This is a genomic window from Lysinibacillus sp. FSL K6-0232, from assembly GCF_038008325.1.
Taxonomy (GTDB): domain Bacteria; phylum Bacillota; class Bacilli; order Bacillales_A; family Planococcaceae; genus Lysinibacillus.
In genome coordinates, this window is record NZ_JBBOYW010000001.1 from 1,915,311 (window position 1) to 1,933,352 (window position 18,042).

An 18,042-nucleotide genomic window follows, 5' to 3' on the forward strand; every position below is an offset into this window, starting at 1 on the left:
GTAATTGACATAAAAAGTAATAAATGCTTAGATGGATAGTGGGGTTATTTGGAATAATAATAGAGGTGAGAGCTGTGAAAAAAACAATCGTATCTCAGGTAGATCAGCATACAAAACAGCCTTGTCAGCAAATGATTGACCAACGGCAAACGCTTTCTGCCAATACATTCAAATTGTCGCAACAGCAAATTCACGAAATGATGCAAGTGATTGAGGAAATTCGATTAAAAGGCTTTAAAGAAACACTATAAATGAAAGCGCCTTCTAAGCTATAATAGCTGAGGAGGTGTTTTTGGTGAACGTTGTTTTTGTGGATTCTCTTTCTGGACAGGAGCTGCTGCAAATGGTATCACAAGATGTAGCAGGCATTTTAGCGGCAGTTCAAGGGGAAAGTATAACCTTCCCTGTAGGTCATTTTAAATATGAATTTCATAATGTAGATTTTTATGAGGAGGAAGGGCAAATCTGCCAAGAGTTAGTCATTTATGTGAAGCAAATATAACAGGATGGTCGCACTGTAAGGCGACCATCCTGTTCACTTTATTATGGCTGAACGAGTAGTTGCTCGCTTTTTTCTGTGCCGATATAAAGAGCTTGCTTGCTAAAGGATGCGCTTGGGAAATGCAGTATACCTGAGCCATCATCCTCATGTGTGGCGGAATCCCAAGTGTAGCGCTCACCATTTTTGTCAAATAGCGCGAAATCAGGCTTTTGCGAAGCGTTGCTATAGTAGATGGTTGTTGAAATAGGGGTTGTAACGATGCGTTCAACTGTCAAGCTTTGTCCATCAGCTAGTGTTATAGGCTGCTGAATTGGGTATTCTTTTGTTTGCTGTTGAACGGCTGCCTGTGTTGCCACAACATTGAATGTCCAAGGCTCCTCCAATAGCTGTCCAAACGGCTGTGTACCATTTGGCAACAGCATACGGTTATAGCTTAATTGTATAGATACTTGTGCGGCGTCTACTGGCTGCGGCAGCTTGATTTCACTATAGATGGTAAACATCGCATCATTTTGCTCAATGGACTGTGCGCTATAGCCTACATCGTCAATTGGCTGTCCATCGATAGAAATCGTTGGCAAAAGCTGATGGCGATAGGAAAATGCTTGCTTATCAGCTGGCTGTAATGTTGCGCTGACAAGGATTTTATCGTAGTCAAGCAGTACCTCATTGACCGTTAAAGCACCAAATTGTGTTGTGACGGTTTGACCTACAACATTTTTATAGTCACCCCAATCGACGGCTTTGTCCTGTTTCCATTCCTCCAATAAACTAGCGACAAATGGCATATTGGCAATGGTTTGATGCTGAAAGATAACAATACTAAGCGCTAAAATAGCGACAGTGCCAATGCGATAGCCAAGACGGCGGCGCTTTTTAGGCAATTGCTTAATAATACGGCGCTTTAGTCTTTTGTGCTCTAGCTTTGTCAGGGACTGCTCCTCAAATTCAGTGACATCTATTGTTATATCATTAAAATCCTTATACATACTCATTGCTACACCTCGTCCCTTAAAAATAATGTGCGTAATTTATGACGACTACGTGATAATTTATTATGCACCCATGATGCTTTAGTCTGATAATGCTGGGCAATTTCCTTCGCTGCTAATCCTTCAAAATAGTATTTGTGAAAAATTTCCTGCTCCTTTTGTGGCAATTGCTGAAGGATAGCTTGCCAATCTAGCTCCATGTTTTGCGTTGTTGCAAGCTGCTCAGGTAATTCAACGGTTGGCTGCTGTCGTTCAATTTTTCGTAAGGCATCAATCGCTTTAAATTTAGCAATGACCGCAATCCAGTTTTTAAAGGAATTTTTCGTTGCATCAAAATCGTCAATATGATACCAAATGGCAACAACAATATCAGCCAAACATTCCTCAATTTCCTGTGGTCTGCCGCCAATATATTTGCGTACAATGGCATTTAATAAGCCACCATATTGCTCCAGCAACAATGTCACACCTTGCTCTTGCTTTTGCTGAATTGCTTGAAGTATTTGTTTGTCCATGCTCCACCTCTCTAAACGTTTTCACGAAAATTCCGTTCATAGTTATATTCGTTGCGTGTGCCGAAATCTATCATACTTTCTTTAAAAATAAATAAAGCGTGTTGTCCCAATTTTCTGAAATATCCTCATTTTTTAGCAGATTTCTCACCTTTTCAAGAAAGAATATAAAATGACTGTTTACAATACCTCATTAATTAGCTACTATCAAGGGTGAGTATTACATAAAAGGAGACGACATAATGTCAACACAACGTATAGAAAAAGATTTTTTAGGTGAACGCGTATTACCAGCAGAGGCGTATTATGGGATTCAAACATTACGTGCAACAGAAAACTTCCCAATTACAGGCTACACAATCCATCCAGCATTAATTAAAGCAATGGGTATTGTAAAGAAGGCGGCTGCGCTGAGTAATATGGAGGTTCATCTATTATCAAAGGATATTGGTGAGGCAATTGTCGAAGCAGCACAAGAAGTAATTGATGGCAAATGGAATGCCCAATTTATTGTAGACCCAATCCAAGGTGGGGCAGGCACGTCCATTAATATGAATGCTAATGAAGTGATTGCAAATCGCGCGCTAGAAATTTTAGGGAAAGAAAAGGGCGACTATCAGGCAATTAGCCCAAATAGTCATGTCAATATGTCCCAATCGACAAACGATGCATTTCCAACAGCTATTCATATCGCTGTCTTACATTTAATAGATGAATTACTAGTAACGATGGAAACAATGCAAGCGGTGTTCCATCAAAAAGCAGAGCAATTTGCCCATGTCATTAAAATGGGACGTACCCATTTACAGGATGCTGTGCCTATTCGCCTAGGGCAAGAGTTTGAAGCATATTGCCGTGTGATTAACCGCGATATTGTACGTATTCGTCAAACACGTCCAAACTTATATGATGTGAATATGGGAGCAACGGCTGTTGGTACAGGCTTAAATGCCTTCCCAGATTATATTAAAACAGTGGATGAGCACCTTGCGGAAATTTCTGATTTACCATTAAAAGGGGCGACACATTTAGTGGATGCCACACAAAATACCGATGCCTATACAGAGGTATCAGGGGCATTAAAAATTTGTATGATTAATATGTCTAAAATCGCTAATGACTTACGCTTAATGGCTTCAGGTCCACGCGCAGGCTTGGCAGAAATTATTTTACCAGCACGTCAGCCAGGCTCATCCATTATGCCAGGGAAGGTTAACCCTGTAATGCCAGAGGTGCTGAACCAAGTAGCATTCCAAGTGATTGGCAATGACCATACAATTTCCCTAGCCTCTGAGGCTGGTCAACTAGAGCTAAATGTGATGGAGCCTGTCTTAGTCTTTAATCTTATTCAATCCATTAGCATTATGAACAATGTGTTCCATGCGTTTACAGAAAATTGCTTAAAGGATATTGAGGCAAATGAAGAGCGCATGAAGGAATATGTTGAGAAAAGTGTAGGGGTGCTCACAGCCGTTAACCCACATATCGGCTATGAGGTGGCTGCTCGTCTTGCACGTGAGGCAATTTTAACAGGTCGCTCTATTCGTGAGCTTTGTATTGAAGCAAATGTGTTAACGAGCGAGCAACTGGACTTAATTTTAGACCCATATGAAATGACACACCCAGGCATTGCGGGTTCTAGCATGATGCAACTTAAATAATTTAGCTAGACTGTAGATAGGTCTTTTAGACAATCTACAGTCTTTTTTCTAGCCTATAAATTTTGTCCAGTAGTTTCTTTTGTTTCCTGAGAAAGCAGTGTACGTAGTGATACTGCGGCTTCTTCTGTAAGGGTATAGAGCGTATGTGTATCTGCTGCCGCCATTAAGCTACCTTTTTGCCCCTCTTGCCCTAACCATAGATAATAATGGGATTTCTGCCCCTTTGCCTTGACAAGCTGTAAATCAAATTCAGGTTCCGCAACATCCACAACTCCCTCCTGCTGCACCGCAGTTGTGATGGCATGTTGGAAGACATCCAATGCTGCTTTGTCTGTATAGATTGCAAAAAAATCATCATTCATTTCGCCAAATCCTTGGCTTTTTGAAATGCTCACTTTAGTAAGCTGTCCCTGACCGCAGCCCGTAACGATCACTAGAAGCAGTAATAATAAAAGGATACGCCCCATTGTAGTCATCACCTCACCTTATTATACAATAAACCAGCTGATGCTGTCGTAGGCTTCGTTCCTTTGTAATATAGTAGAAAAAAGGAGGGGACAGATGGGGTTATTTGATAGATTAATCGGCAATGCCAGTGAGGTAAACCTGGAGAAATTACAGGGAGAGGTGGGGGAGCTATTAATCACCAACGAAACAATTCAAAATGCCTATAAAATTATTCGAGATATTTTTATTTTTACAAATAAGCGCTTGATTTTAATTGATAAGCAGGGCGTAACAGGCAAAAAAATTGAATACCATTCGATTCCCTATAAAAACATTCTGCATTTTTCTGTGGAAACAGCAGGCACATTCGATGTAGATGCAGAGCTAAAAATTTGGATTTCAGGCAGCCCACAGCCGCTACAGCGTAGCTTTAATAAGTCCACAAATATTTACAAAGTCCAAAGCGTTTTAGCAGAGTATGTGCTAGGATAGCCTTCTCATAAGTTTAGAAGAGGGCGTTATGGAAAAATTGACTTCTAAATTCCACTCCTCTACAATAAATGCTAATAGGACGAGAATTCCTTCACAACTAAATAGCGTGTAGTAATAGGTGTAAATTGTGTGCAATTTGCTTAAAAGGGAAGTCGGTGTGAGTCCGACACTGTCCCGCAACTGTAAATGTGAGCAACCTTTCAGCAACCACTGTCCTTGGACGGGAAGGAGAAAGGGAGCGATGACCATAAGTCGGGAGACCTGCCTATTACGAGTACACACCGGTAGCCTATGTAGAAAAAGAGCTAGACATGAGCCTGCTCTTTTCCCGTTTTAATGCTTAACGTTAAGCATTAATAATCAATACCAAAAATACAGTTGTCATATGTCCAACGGATGATTTTTTCATCATTGTTCGTTTCATAGAATTGTGATAAAAGTTCATTCCATTTTTCTAGTTTGCTTTCTTCGATGTGCAATACACCGTTGCCATTTAGTAGCATAATATAGTTTGCGGAAATAAGTGCTGTGCGTTTGTTGCCATCCCAGAAAATTTGTGTACGCATAGCATAATACATATACTTTAATGCACGATAAGTAGTAGTCGAAACGCTATCATCCGCTAAAATAGTTTGAATATGTGCTGCCACTTCATCCTCTACAGGGATACTAGGCTGATAATTCACACCATGGATACCTACGTTCCCGTTTCGTACAACTCCCCACGCGAGAGATTCATTGTAAGAAACAAAAGAATTAATCTTTTTTGCCACCTCTAATGTAAAGGGAGCTGTTTCTTTTAAGATGTATTGATAGGCGTTTTTGAGATTTAAAATGACTTGAATGTCGTCTATGCTTACACCGCTAACACTCATACCTTCCACAATGGTCTTTGTTTGGGGGAACGTTGTATTTACTTTTTCTAATCGTGAATTTGCATGTATCAGTTCAACTAACGATTTCTTTAATAGAAACCTTGACTCACGTTCATTTAGATTATATTTGTTATCTATTGAATGCATTATTTTCTATTCAACCCCTTCCTATTTCTGATAGATTTTTTTAGCCTGTTTCGTGCTTTTGTGAGGCTGATAACATTCTTGCTTTTTTCTCGTCTATTAATTCCTGCCGTATAAGAGCCAGTTCTTTGTCTACTTCTGCTTCAATAGATTCCTCCACTGTAACAGCCGTTTCAGCGTGCTTTGCAAAAAGCTGCTGTGCTGTTTCGAGGATAGCTTGACGTACATCCTTATTCAAATCCATATAGCTTTTAATGATGTCCAGCTCCAATTCGGTGAGCTGGTTTTTTTGTGCGTATTCATCAAGTGAAAAAGTAGCAGGCTTAATAAACATTTCACCTTCACCAGTGCGTAGCCAGTTTTCATTGACATTAAAGGCATTAACAAGAAGTCTAATATGTTGTTCCGTGACATTACGAAGCCCCTTTTCAATGTTTGAAACACTAGATTTCGTTAGACCAATACGTTCTCCGAAATCTTCTTGATTTAAGGATAATATCTTTCGTAATTCCTTAATTCGTTCGTTGCTATTCATCTATTTCCCTCCTCTCGTACTTAATATAGCACATCTAAGTTGTGTATGAAAACTTTTTCGTTAGAAAATGATTGACTAAGTTATGTATATATACTGTTGTATATTCATAAGAAACTTATTGAAGCGGAAGGAGTGAGAAGTTGGAGGTAAGAAAAACCATCATCTTTAATCCGATGATGGTATGAGTGATTGGATAAAGGATTGAAGGGTAAGGCGATTTTCTGGTGGGAGCTTGATAAATTTCTCAATGAAGGTTTTATCAAAGTCGATTAGTTTGTATTCGATAGTAAGTTGTTCTAATAGGCTATCATCGCTTTCCACGAACATTTCGCCTGTACGCAACCATTGTTCATTAACATCGAATTCTCGACAAATATCAGAAATTATTCTATCTGTTGCCTCCCTAGCTCCATTTTCTAAAGAAGAATAGGAGGTGGCATGTTGACAAAACAGAATGCTCTGTTCGTCACAGTACGTCAAACGCCCAAAGAAAATGAGAGATTATTCATTTTTAAACGGGATTTTTTGGCGTTGTGTGAACAAGGACGATAAAGCAAAGGATTTCCTCGATATGTAGGGAATCCTTTTTGTTTTGCAAATATGTACGCAAAGGGGATAAAGTATTATATGGATATAGAAATTTGTAAGCAGCCACGGACAGAAACAACTAAAAAGGTGAAAACACGAATGGCTGTAGAGTCGCTGATTGATCAATTATTAGCAACAAAGCTTATTCGCAATGACCGATTTTTTGAGCAAATTTTATATAATAAAGAAATTATATGGCTGCAGAATGGCGATGTGGATGGACATCTTTTTGCAAAGGCAGCGCTAGCAGACCAGCTAAAAACAAAGACAAACGGCTTTATGATGTATATGCCAACAAATCCAATTGTTTATAAGGTGAATGGAGAGCCGTACCATTTACTGACACGCATTGATTCAACGCGCGCCAAGCCGAATCTTGCGCGCCTTTCGCAGGAGCCAAAGCCAGTGCTAAGTGCCGCGCGTGTTAATGATTTATTATGCACGATTGTCATGCGCTTTTATGAAACCTATATTCATGATTTAGCGACAATTCCTTATACCGATCAATTAGTTGCATTTGTGCAGCAGGAGTATAGAGGATTTTTACAAGCCGTTCAAGCGTTGAATGATGTTCATTTTAATTGGCATCCTCGTGGCAACGGCCATAACAAGCTGTTGCAATTAATTGCAGACCTACAAATGATTAAAAGTCATCCGGGCAAGCTCTTAATTGATTTTGCTAATACGCATGACTATGTTGTCGTCAAGCCTGCTTATTTGCCAGCAAAGCCAGCACAGCAAGCGCTATAAGCCCAAGCCCTCCAAAAAGCGGAGGGCTTGTTTTCCTATTAGGGAGCGCAGAGGCGAAATACCCGAGCAAGACTATAAAATACCCGCGGAGCAGGAGCGAATACCCGTGTAAGGAGTTAAAATACTCGCGACCAGATGAATATCCGCGAAATCAGAGCAAATACCCGCAGAGCAGGAGCGAATACCCGTGTAAGGAGTTAAAATACTCGCGACCAGATGAATACCCGCGAAATCAGAGCAAATACCTGCGCCAACAGCTAAAATACTTGCGAATCCAGAACAGTCGCCTGTACTACTGGCAATGCATGGCTGCTTGGGCTTGGTCCCATGGCACGGAATAGCCCTTGCCCTTGGCACAAAAAATGCTTGAGGATGTATAGTCAGGGTCAGCGTTTTTATCGTAGCCTATTTGAGCGATAACTTCCTCTGCATTATGGCAAACATCATAGCCATCAAACTGAAGCGACAAGGCTCCTTTGCCATTTGTATAGGCAGCAAAAGTAGTGCTATAGCCCATCAAGGTGGCAACGGGTGCACGTCCTGTTAAAATAGCATCTGTTTCTGTTAAAATAGGGTCATGAAATGTACCAGCCATTTGTTGGATATCTGTCATCATACGACCGATGAAATCCTTGGAAGCCTTCATTTTAAAGCGATAGTAAGGCTCCAGCAAAATATTGTGTGCTTGCTCTAGCCCTTGACGCAATGCCCGGAAGGTTGCCTCGCGAAAATCGCCACCAGATGTATGTTCATTGTGCCCGCGACCTGTTAACAGCGTGAAATGAATATCTGTAACAGGAAAGCCCGTTAATAAGCCGTGATGGTCACGCTCAAATAAATGCTTTTCTACAAGGCGCTGGTTGCCTACCGATAAAGCATCCGCATGGCAGGCATTGCTAAAGGTATTGCCTGTGCCACGCGCATTGGGCTCCATCAATACATGCACCTCTGCATAATGCTTTAATGGCTCAAAATGCCCATAGCCTGTTACTGTATTTGCAATGGTTTCCATATATAAAATTTGCGGAGCGCCAAAGGACACCTCCAGCGAGAAGCGCCTTATCAATACATCAACAAGCACCTCCAACTGAATAATGCCCATAATATGGACATGAATTTCTTGAAATTTTTCCTGCCACACAACACGTAAAGATGGCTCCTCAGCTTCCAGCAGACGAAAAATCTTTAGTACCTCCTTTATATGCTGATCGCCCTTATACTGAACCTTCGCCTGTAAAGTAGGCATAAGCTCATAAGGCTGTGTATATGCCGTACTGCCGATTTGCTCACCAATTGTAGCGGCACTCAGCCCTTTGACAGCGAAAATTTCGCCAGCCTCGACCTGCTGAACCGTATCAAAGCGACTGCCGTTATAAAGACGAATCTCCGTAATTTTTTCGGTAACCTCTCCAACTGTCAATTCATCACGAATATGTAGTGATCCCTGTAAAGCTTTTAGAAAGGTTAAACGCTGATGCCCGTCATGACGAATTTTAAAAACCTCTCCTTGAAACGGTGCATCCTGCTTAAAGTGAGTAGCCGTTAATAGCGGAAGCTGTGCCAATAATTCCTGAATGCCTCTATCCTTTAAGGCAGAGCCTATAAAGCACGGAAAGGCACACTCGTCTTGAATCATCGCCTGTAGCTGTACAAGGCATTGCTCACAATCCAGCGTGTCCTGTAAAAAGGCATCCAGCAATTGCTCATCACGCTCAGCAAGCCACTCCATTATGCTGCTTGATACATAATTGGCTTGCAGCGGTTCATCCACCAAGAGGACATGCTCAGAGCAATCCTTACGAAGCTGTGCCATTACTGCCGCTACATCTGCGCCTTCACGGTCAATTTTATTGATAAAAAAGAAGGTTGGCACATGGTACTTGCGCAGAAGCTGCCAGACGGTTTCGGTATGTCCCTGTACGCCCTCCACAGCGCTGACAATAATAATGGCATAGTCCATCACACGAATGGCACGCTCCATTTCAGGGGAAAAATCGACATGCCCTGGTGTATCAATGAGCGTATATGTATCCTCGCCTAGCGTGAAGCGACCTTGCTCAGCAAATATGGTAATACCGCGCTGTCGCTCCAGCTCGTGATTATCTAAAAAGGTGTCCTGATGATCGACACGCCCTCGTGCTTGAATACTATTTGTATGAAAAAGCACTTGCTCAGAAAGAGGGCACTGAAAAAGTCCCTCAGGCACAAGTGAGAGAGTACAGGAACGAATATTCGTTCCTGTACTCTCTTTTTCTTCGATGCCGTTGATTTCCATTGCGGCGGACGCGTTTCGCGGGCACGGCTCCAGCCTTCTCCCTCGCTTTGCTCAGTCCGGGTGCTTCCGCTCGTGCTGTTCCCGCAGAAGTCGCCGCCTCCATTCCAATCAACTGGGACCACTTTCATCACTAGAAGGGTTTTCCTCTCGTATAATCTCACAAATTTCCTGTATAATTAAAGGACTAATAAAAGGTGGTGCGACCATGATTTCTAAACAGGAAACATTCAATTTAAGCCCGTACATGGCGTTGTACGATTTAATTATTCCAAAGGACAATATGCTTCGCCAAATCAATGAACTTGTGGATTTCTCATTTATTCTAGACGAACTAAAATCGAAATACTGTTTAGTTAATGGCCGTAACGCGATTCCACCGATTCGCATGTTTAAATATTTACTGTTAAAAGCGATTCATGACCTGTCGGATGCCGACCTTATCGAACGTTCAAAATTCGATATGTCCTTTAAATATTTTTTAGATATGGCACCAGAAGAGGAAGTGATCGACCCCAGTTCCCTGACAAAATTCCGTCGACTCCGTCTTCAAGATATGAATTTATTAGATTTACTGATTCAGAAAACTGTTGAAATTGCTTTAGAGAAAGGACTACTCCTTAGTAAAATGGTGATTGTCGACGCTACCCATACAAAAGCGCGATATAACCAGAAAACGCCCAAAGAATTTTTACAGGAAAAATCCAAAAATGTACGTAAAGCCGTGTATCAACTAGACGAAAACATGGTCGGAAAATTCCCTGAGAAGCCTGCGTCAAATGAAGTCACAGAAGAATTAGATTACTGTCGTCAAGTAGTTGAAGCAGTCGAAACACAATCAAAGGTTGCACAAATCCCGGCTGTGAAAGAAAAATTAAATGTTTTAAAAGAAGTGATAGATGATTATGAGAATCATTTAAGCTATTCAAATGATCCGGATGCACGTGTTGGCCATAAGTCAGCAGATTCTTCTTTCTTTGGTTTTAAAACGCATATTGCGATGAGTGATGAACGTATTATTACAGCAGCGGTTGTGACGACGGGTGAAAAAAGTGATGGGCACTATTTACAAGAGTTGGTAGAGAAAAGTAGAACTGCCGGCATGGAAATTGACACGGTGATTGGTGATGCCGCCTATTCCTGGAAAGAGAATTTAGTGTATGCAAAATCGGAGCAGTTTCAGTTAATTTCAAAGTTAAATCCAGTAATCACAAATGGCAGCGGACAACGGAAAATTGAATTTGATTATAACAAGGATGCGGGTATGTTTGTTTGTCCAGCGGGGCACATGGCAACTCACAAAAGACGTACGGGCAGGAAAACCCTGAATCAAAGTTTAACGTTTCATTTTGATATTGAAAAATGTAAAGTTTGCCCGATGCGAGAGGGCTGTTATAAGGAAGGGGCGAAAAGTAAAACGTATAGTGTAACGATTCAATCCGATACACATCAAGAACAAGCAGCATTCCAGGAAACAGCCGAATTCAAAGCACTTGCCAGCAAACGCTATAAAATCGAAGCGAAAAATAGTGAATTAAAGAACCCACACGGCTTTAAAACAGCAAAATCGGCGGGTTTATTTGGCATGGAAATTCAAGGAGCCACGACGATCTTTGCGGTCAATCTGAAACGGATACTCAAACTACTGAGTGAAAAAGAGTAGGAAAAAAGAAAGAAATAAGGCACCTTCCATTCAAAAACGAATGGAAAGTGCCTTATTTTTGTTTGAAAAACTAATTCATCGTAAAAAATGTAAGTTTTTCAGTGCCCTAGCTCAGAAAAGGTAGTTTTCCCTGCATCTACATGTGCAAGCACGCCAATTGTTTTATACATGATAAATCCTCGTTTCCATTGCTTTTTTCGTTTTGTAATCAAATACTATCATATAATATTCTGCCCTTATGTCGAAATAGTGCTAAGATAAGTATGATTATTTATTTATGCATTGCCATAAAAATATTCTTCTGCTAGTCTATCAATAGTATGAATAATCATAAAACATATTGGTGCAAATAGCATTTGTTATTTGCTTAAAAGGGAAATCGGTGCAATTCCGATGCTGTCCCGCAACTGTAAATGGGGAGTCTATACAATATGCCACTGTAGCATTGAGCTATGGGAAGGCGTATAGATGATGAACCTAAGCCAGGATACCTGCCAATATGGATGGATGAACTACGAACCACGAGGATGGGGATAGTGATAAAGGTTGACGAACCATTTTTTCACTATGCTACTCTCTTGGTGACAAGAGGGGTTTTTTTATGCCTTCTTGCCATTTTTATAGCAAAGGAGAACAGGAACATGACAAAATGGAAAAGTAGTTGGCTTGTGTTAGTCATTGCCCTTGTAGCGATGTTAGCAGCATGTAATACGGAGTCAGCAGAGCAGGAAGAACAAACAGAGCCAGCAGAAGCAGCGGCAACGGAAGTAACGATTGACAATAATGATACAACGCAAACCTATAAGGAAGCACCAACAAAAGCGATTAGCTTAAATCAGCATGTGACAGAAATTATGCTAGCGCTAGGCTTAGAGGATGCTATGGTAGGTACGGCTTACTTAGATGATAAAATTTATGAGCCATTGCAGGAGGCATACGAGAAAGTGCCTGTTCTATCAGACCAATATCCAACAAAGGAGCAGGTCATTGATGCAGAGGCAGACTTTTTATATGGCGGCTGGAAAAGTGCCTTTGGCGAAAAGGGAGTTGGCACACCTGAGGAGCTGGAGGAGCTAGGCATTCATACGTATTTACATACATCTTCGAATATGACAAAGCCAACATTGGAGGATATTTTCACAGATATTCGCAATGTGGCGAAGATTTTCCGTGTGGAGGAGCGCGGAGAGGCATTGATTGAGCAAATGACGAAGGATGTAGATGCTGTTCGTGCGAAATTACCGCAGGAGGGCGAAAATTTACGTGTTTTAGTATTTGATAGTGGTGAAAAGGATGTGTTCACGGCTGGTCAAAACTTTATGAATGAGCTTGTAACCATTGCTGGCGGTCAAAATGTTTTTGGCGATGTGGAATCAGGCTGGACAACTGTATCGAAGGAGGATGCAGTAGACCGAAATCCGGAGGTGGTTGTTGTTATTGATTATGGTGAAACAACAGCCCAACAAAAAATAGACTTCTTAAAAAATGATCCAGCATTAAAGGAAATGGAGGCTGTTCAAAATGATCGTTTCGTTATCCTACCACTATCAGCAGCATCTGAGGGGGTACGTGCAGCAGAGGCGATTGAAATTTTAGCAAAGGGCTTCTACCCTGATAATTTTTAAGAAGGAGCCGCCAGACAAATGAATGCATTTCAGAAAAATATACCTGACCAAACCTTTGAAACATTGAACCGTCAAGGTGACTTTACACGTTTAGTTATTAGCCCAGGTATTATTAATAAGCATTATACACCTGCACAATTTCAAACGATTGCAGAGGTTGTTGGGGAGCAGGGTGCGATTAAGTATTCGACATCCTATAGCCTATTATTAGCCATTCCAACAAGCGATGTAGAGGAAGCGATTCATACGTTACAGCAGGCAGGGCTGTATAGTATGCCTGCGGGAGCAATTGTAGCGATGAAGGCCTGTGATTTTTGCGATGGCGACAAAATGGAGGCAGCGCCAATTACAGAGCAGCTCTATCATACATTGGAGGGCATGACAGTGCCTGCAAGAGTGCGTGTCAATATCAACGGCTGTGCATCTGCCTGCTATAATGCGGTCTATGATGATATTGGACTTGTTTACCAGCAGGAAAGCTTTGATGTCTATTTAGGCGCAGTGCCAATGGGCGCAAAGGCACAGGCAGGCACATTATTTGCCAAAAGGGTAGCAGTGACAAGGATTGAAGCGTTTTTACAGCAGATTATTCAGCTTTATCAGAAGCATGCACGCCCAAATGAGCCCTTTTATAAATTTTACCGCCGAACAAAGTCGGACGATTTTTGGCAGAGCCTAAGCAGGAATAATAATTAGCCTGTCGAAATATTATAAGTGAATACTTATGATAAAGGGGCAAAAAGATGACAGCAAAACAAGGCATTCAACCACAAGACCTATATCACTTAAAATCGGTATCTGCTCCACAGCTATCGCCTGATGGTACAGAGGTTATCTATATAGAAACAGTGATGGATGAAAAGAGCAACGACTATATATCTCATTTATATTATCTTAATTTACAAGCTAAACAGCCACAGCAATGGACATTTGGCGAGGCGAAAACAAGCGCTCCAGCATGGTCACCAGATGGCAGTCATATTGCATTTGTATCTACAAGAACAGGCAAGCCACAAATTTTTGTATTGGCAAAGACAGGCGGGGAGGCAAGGCAAATAACCCATTGTAAGCATGGAGCTACCTCACCTGTCTGGTCGCCATGCAGCAAAAAAATTGCGTTCTCGGTTAAGCTTGGTCAAGAGGATAGCATTCACGATCAGCCTGAAACAGATAAACAGCAGCAGGAGCTAAAGCCGCTGGAAGTGAGTGCTATGAAATATAAATCAGATGCGGCAGGCTTGTTAGATATGGAGCAATTTACGCATATTGCTGTTGCTCATCTTGAAACAGGTGAGCTGGAGCAGCTAACAGCAGGAAACCATCATTTCCACCTTGATACATGGTCGCCAAATGGGCAATACTTGACATATATCGCTGATTTATCAGAGGATCAAGATTTTTCATTTAACAATGATATTTTCTTATTGGATGTAGCGACAAAGCAGACTCAGCAGCTAACAGCAGAAATAGGCACATTTTATCAAACTTCATGGTCACCGAACAGTCGCTATCTTACGTTTCTTGGTAGCAAACGCGAATTTCAAAATGCTACACAAGCAAAGCTATGGCTATATGATGTAGCACAGCAGCAACTGACATGTATAACAAGTGACTTTGATGCGCCGATTGGTGACTTAATGATTGGCGATTTTCTACAGGGCGTTGTAGCCCCTCGTGTGCAATGGCTGGAAGATAATCACAGCTTTTATTTCCAAGTGACAGACCAAGGCAGCACAGCGATTTATTTTGGTAATCTTGCAGGCGAATTATATCCAGCTATTTTGGATGACCAATATGTTTATGGCTTTTCACTGGATGCTAAGCGCGATAAAGCCGTTGTCGCCATTAGCACGCCAACAAATCCCGGCGATTTATTTTATATTAATTTACAAACGGGCGAAAAGGAGCAGCTTACGGCGGTAAATCAGGAGTTTTTACAAGCAAGAGCCTTAGCTGTGCCTGAAGCAATTGAATTTGAAGGGGCAGAGGGCTGGAGCGTTCATGGCTGGCTGATGAAGCCGATTGGCTATCAAGAGGGCAATAAATATCCACTTATTCTAGAAATTCATGGCGGCCCACATGCGATGTATGGCAACAGTTATTTCAATGAATTTCAGATTTTAGCTGCACAGGGCTTTGCTGTGCTATATACAAACCCGCGTGGTAGTCATGGCTATGGGCAAGCATTTGTTGATGCTGTGCGTGGTGATTATGGCGGCAATGATTATCAGGACTTAATGGCAGCGGTGGATTATGCACTGGCACACTTTGATTTTATTGATCCAGCTCGTCTTGGCGTGACAGGTGGTAGCTATGGTGGCTTTATGACGAACTGGATTGTTGGACATACGAAGCGCTTTAAAGCTGCTGTTACCCAACGCTCAATTGCAAACTGGATTAGCTTTTATGGTGTGAGTGATATCGGCTATTATTTTACAGACTGGCAAATTTTTGCGGGGCTAGAGGATATTGATAAGCTATGGCATCATTCACCATTGAAGTATGTAAATGCGATAGAAACACCGTTATTGATTTTACATGGGGAAAACGACTATCGCTGTCCAATTGAGCAGGCAGAGCAATTATTTATTGCCTTAAAGCAGCGCAAAAAAGAAACCAAATTTATTCGCTTCCCAGCAGCTAATCATGAGCTATCGAGAAGTGGTAAACCATCACTAAGAATCCAGCGCCTCACGTATATCCGTGATTGGTTTGTGGATTATTTATAAACAAAAAGGACGTGTTTCAAATGGCTTTTGAAACACGTCCTTTTCTAGTTAGCTAAGCTTTTGAATAAAAACAACCTTTAAGTAATTAAATTCAGGGTATTCACGCGGGACGCGGAAATCCTTTGGCAAACTATGCTCTTCCATGATTTTATAGCGCGTATTGGTCGCTTGAAAGGCTTGGTCAATAAAGCCTTTAAACTTTTTCATACCAAAGCTGGCATTATTCGTTGAGGCAACAATAATGCCATTTTTCGCTGTAATGGCAATGGCATCCTTGAGTAATTTAGGATAGTCCTTTGCAGTGGAAAACGTCATTTGCTTTGTACGAGCAAAGCTTGGTGGGTCTAGCACGACAAGGTCAAATTGTAGCTCGTGGCGCTGTGCATATTTAAAATAATGAAAAACATCCATTACCTTTATATCCTGCGCCTCATAATCGATATTATTGACACTAAATTGCTCAATCGTTTTCGCTAAACTGCGCTTCGCTACATCGACACTCGTTGTTTGAAGCGCGCCTCCTAGTGCCGCCGCTACTGAAAATGCGCCTGTATAGGAGAAGGTATTGAGCATATTTGTCTGCTTCGCATAGCGCTCACGAATCGCCAATCGTACATCACGCTGATCAAGAAAAATTCCTGTCATTGCGCCATCGTTTAAATGCACAGCATAGGTCATACCATTTTCCTTCACCATAATAGGGAATTCACCCGGTATGCCCATAACAAAATCATCCTGCTCCATATACTGTCCCTTGCCATCAAAGCGCTTTTTCTCATAAATCGCCTCGTACTGAACCGTTTCAGCCAGCGCCGCATAAATCATGTCCTTAAAGCAATAAATTCCCTCGCTATACCAGCTTACCATATAGTAGCCATTAAAAAAGTCAATGGTCAAGCCGCCAATGCTATCTCCCTCACCATTAAACACACGAAAGGCTGTTGTGTCGTCATTGTTGAAAAATGCTGCACGATTCTCAATTGCCTTTTTCAATTTTTGGCTAAAAAAAGCTTGATCAATCGCTTCATTGGCATCTGTTGTCAGTACCCAGCCAATGCCTTTATTTTGGATACCGTAGTACCCTGTCCCAATAAAGCGCTGATGCTGGTCAACGAGCCTTAGCAATGCACCCTGCTGCGCTGGGAGCTGGCGTACATCCACGGCATCCTTTGTAAGAAGTGGGTAGCCCTTTTTTAATGGATTAGCAAAGGGCTGTTTAATTTGTAAAGTGATTGTTTGTGTCATCATGTCATCCTTTAAAAAGCATTTTGCCTTATTATCGCATTGTTTGAGCAGGATGGCTAAAGTTATTTCAGAAACTGGGCAATTTTTTCAACCGTATCAATTGTCGCTTCCTCAAAATAGGTCATTTTACTAAAATAGCTATGGATTAAGCCGTGCATCGTGATATGCTCAACGGCAACACCTGCCTGTGCCAGCTTTTGTGCATAGGCATGCCCTTCATCGTAGAGTACATCCGCATCCGCCGCAATAATCAGTGTTTTAGGAAAAATGCTTGCATCCTCAATTAATAAAGGCGAAATTAGCGGGTCTGTAAAGTTTTGCACATCTGTATAATGGTGGGCAAACCATTCCATCCCTTGCTTATCCAAGCCATAGTTTTCACCATAGGCAGCATAAGAGGCTGTGGAAAAATCCAGATGAACAACAGGATAAATCAGTGCCTGTGCATGGATAGCTGGTCCATTTAATACAGCAGCTAAATAAGTAACAACCGTTGCCAGATTCCCCCCAGCACTATCACCAGCAATCGTAATTTTCGTCGCATCACCACCCAGTGCCTCCAGCTGCTCCTGCACCCATAATAAGCTATCATAGGCATCATAAAGTGGGATTGGGAAAGGATACTCAGGTGCTAGACGATAATCGACGGATACAACAAGTGCCTGTGCTTTCTCGGCTAATAATTGACAGCCTGCATCGACAGAATCCAAATTGCCATAAACCCAGCCGCCTCCGTGGTAAAACACAATCACAGGGAGCTTTTTGCCAACAACAGGCGTATAAATGCGTGCAGAAATTTGTGCGCCATCACGCACGGTAATCGTTTTATCCTCAATAGCTGCAAGCTGTGGCTTCTGTGCGGATTGCCACGGTGCAACGGTGCGCATCGCTCTTGCTTGCTGTGGGGTGCACTGATAATAAGGTGTATTCGTATTATTTGCTTGAATGAATTGGACTGCTTCATCTCTTAATTTTGTCATGGTCATCCATCCTTTATTTCCATTGTTTGT

Annotated in this window: 17 protein-coding genes and 2 riboswitches; of the genes, 9 read left to right on the forward strand and 8 right to left on the reverse strand. The window is 41.7% G+C overall.

Features of this window, described 5'->3' with window-relative positions; genetic code table 11:
• The first annotated feature begins 74 nt into the window (after positions 1-74).
• Positions 75-251 carry a hypothetical protein gene (locus MHB42_RS09335; RefSeq protein WP_340805671.1) on the forward strand — a complete coding sequence of 59 codons (177 nt, stop codon included), beginning with the start codon at positions 75-77 and terminating at the stop codon, positions 249-251.
• A 44-nt stretch (positions 252-295) separates the two neighbouring features.
• Positions 296-502 (forward strand): thymidylate synthase, encoded by a 207-nt coding sequence (locus MHB42_RS09340; protein WP_340805672.1) that lies wholly within the window; start codon positions 296-298, stop codon positions 500-502.
• Positions 503-543: 41 nt separating this feature from the next.
• On the opposite strand, the gene MHB42_RS09345 is transcribed toward MHB42_RS09340, so the two are convergent.
• Both MHB42_RS09345 and MHB42_RS09350 read right to left on the reverse strand, forming a co-directional pair.
• The gene (locus MHB42_RS09345; protein WP_340805674.1) at positions 544-1,497 is read right to left on the reverse strand and encodes a DUF4179 domain-containing protein; all 954 of its coding nucleotides are present in this window, start codon (positions 1,495-1,497) and stop codon (positions 544-546) included.
• Positions 1,498-1,499: 2 nt separating this feature from the next.
• Positions 1,500-2,009, reverse strand: a complete 510-nt coding sequence (locus tag MHB42_RS09350) for a sigma-70 family RNA polymerase sigma factor (RefSeq protein WP_340805676.1) — start codon at positions 2,007-2,009, stop codon at positions 1,500-1,502.
• Positions 2,010-2,248: 239 nt separating this feature from the next.
• Between MHB42_RS09350 and aspA the strand changes: the two genes are divergently transcribed.
• Entirely contained in the window at positions 2,249-3,667 is a 1,419-nt protein-coding gene (aspA, locus tag MHB42_RS09355) for an aspartate ammonia-lyase (RefSeq protein WP_340805677.1), read from the forward strand.
• Positions 3,668-3,720: 53 nt separating this feature from the next.
• Here the strand turns inward: aspA and MHB42_RS09360 are convergent, their stop codons facing one another.
• Positions 3,721-4,134 carry a hypothetical protein gene (locus MHB42_RS09360; protein WP_340805678.1) on the reverse strand — a complete coding sequence of 138 codons (414 nt, stop codon included), beginning with the start codon at positions 4,132-4,134 and terminating at the stop codon, positions 3,721-3,723.
• Between the two features lie 94 nt (positions 4,135-4,228).
• On the opposite strand from MHB42_RS09360, the gene MHB42_RS09365 reads away from it, so the two are divergent.
• A complete protein-coding gene (locus MHB42_RS09365) occupies positions 4,229-4,606 on the forward strand; it encodes a PH domain-containing protein (protein ID WP_340805679.1) in 378 nt (125 codons plus the stop codon).
• A gap of 99 nt (positions 4,607-4,705) precedes the next feature.
• Positions 4,706-4,889: riboswitch (cobalamin riboswitch) on the forward strand.
• 70 nt (positions 4,890-4,959) lie between these two features.
• On the opposite strand, the gene MHB42_RS09370 is transcribed toward MHB42_RS09365, so the two are convergent.
• Positions 4,960-5,628: a Fic family protein gene (locus MHB42_RS09370; protein WP_340805680.1), complete on the reverse strand. Its 669-nt coding sequence runs from the start codon at positions 5,626-5,628 to the stop codon at positions 4,960-4,962.
• Positions 5,629-5,668: 40 nt separating this feature from the next.
• Positions 5,669-6,160 carry a helix-turn-helix domain-containing protein gene (locus tag MHB42_RS09375; protein ID WP_340805682.1) on the reverse strand — a complete coding sequence of 164 codons (492 nt, stop codon included), beginning with the start codon at positions 6,158-6,160 and terminating at the stop codon, positions 5,669-5,671.
• Between the two features lie 627 nt (positions 6,161-6,787).
• On the opposite strand from MHB42_RS09375, the gene MHB42_RS09380 reads away from it, so the two are divergent.
• The gene (locus MHB42_RS09380; RefSeq protein WP_340805683.1) at positions 6,788-7,498 is read left to right on the forward strand and encodes a hypothetical protein; all 711 of its coding nucleotides are present in this window, start codon (positions 6,788-6,790) and stop codon (positions 7,496-7,498) included.
• Between the two features lie 292 nt (positions 7,499-7,790).
• Here MHB42_RS09380 and MHB42_RS09385 read toward each other — a convergent pair whose 3' ends face one another.
• A complete protein-coding gene (locus tag MHB42_RS09385; protein ID WP_340805684.1) occupies positions 7,791-9,773 on the reverse strand; it encodes a translation factor GTPase family protein in 1,983 nt (660 codons plus the stop codon).
• A 205-nt stretch (positions 9,774-9,978) separates the two neighbouring features.
• Between MHB42_RS09385 and MHB42_RS09390 the strand changes: the two genes are divergently transcribed.
• From MHB42_RS09390 to MHB42_RS09405, 4 genes are all read left to right on the forward strand, one after another.
• A complete protein-coding gene (locus MHB42_RS09390; RefSeq protein ID WP_340805685.1) occupies positions 9,979-11,433 on the forward strand; it encodes an IS1182 family transposase in 1,455 nt (484 codons plus the stop codon).
• A gap of 324 nt (positions 11,434-11,757) precedes the next feature.
• Positions 11,758-11,946, forward strand: a riboswitch (cobalamin riboswitch).
• Positions 11,947-12,074: 128 nt separating this feature from the next.
• Positions 12,075-13,058, forward strand: coding sequence for an ABC transporter substrate-binding protein (locus MHB42_RS09395; RefSeq protein ID WP_340805686.1), 984 nt, complete (start codon positions 12,075-12,077; stop codon positions 13,056-13,058).
• A gap of 18 nt (positions 13,059-13,076) precedes the next feature.
• Positions 13,077-13,754, forward strand: coding sequence for a precorrin-3B methylase (locus MHB42_RS09400; protein ID WP_340805687.1), 678 nt, complete (start codon positions 13,077-13,079; stop codon positions 13,752-13,754).
• A gap of 47 nt (positions 13,755-13,801) precedes the next feature.
• Positions 13,802-15,787: a S9 family peptidase gene (locus tag MHB42_RS09405; RefSeq protein ID WP_340805688.1), complete on the forward strand. Its 1,986-nt coding sequence runs from the start codon at positions 13,802-13,804 to the stop codon at positions 15,785-15,787.
• A 48-nt stretch (positions 15,788-15,835) separates the two neighbouring features.
• On the opposite strand, the gene MHB42_RS09410 is transcribed toward MHB42_RS09405, so the two are convergent.
• Together MHB42_RS09410 and MHB42_RS09415 are read right to left on the reverse strand one after the other, a co-directional pair.
• Positions 15,836-17,032, reverse strand: a complete 1,197-nt coding sequence (locus tag MHB42_RS09410; RefSeq protein WP_340808568.1) for a class I SAM-dependent rRNA methyltransferase — start codon at positions 17,030-17,032, stop codon at positions 15,836-15,838.
• A 62-nt stretch (positions 17,033-17,094) separates the two neighbouring features.
• Entirely contained in the window at positions 17,095-18,012 is a 918-nt protein-coding gene (locus MHB42_RS09415; protein ID WP_340805689.1) for an alpha/beta hydrolase, read from the reverse strand.
• Positions 18,013-18,042 lie beyond the last annotated feature (30 nt).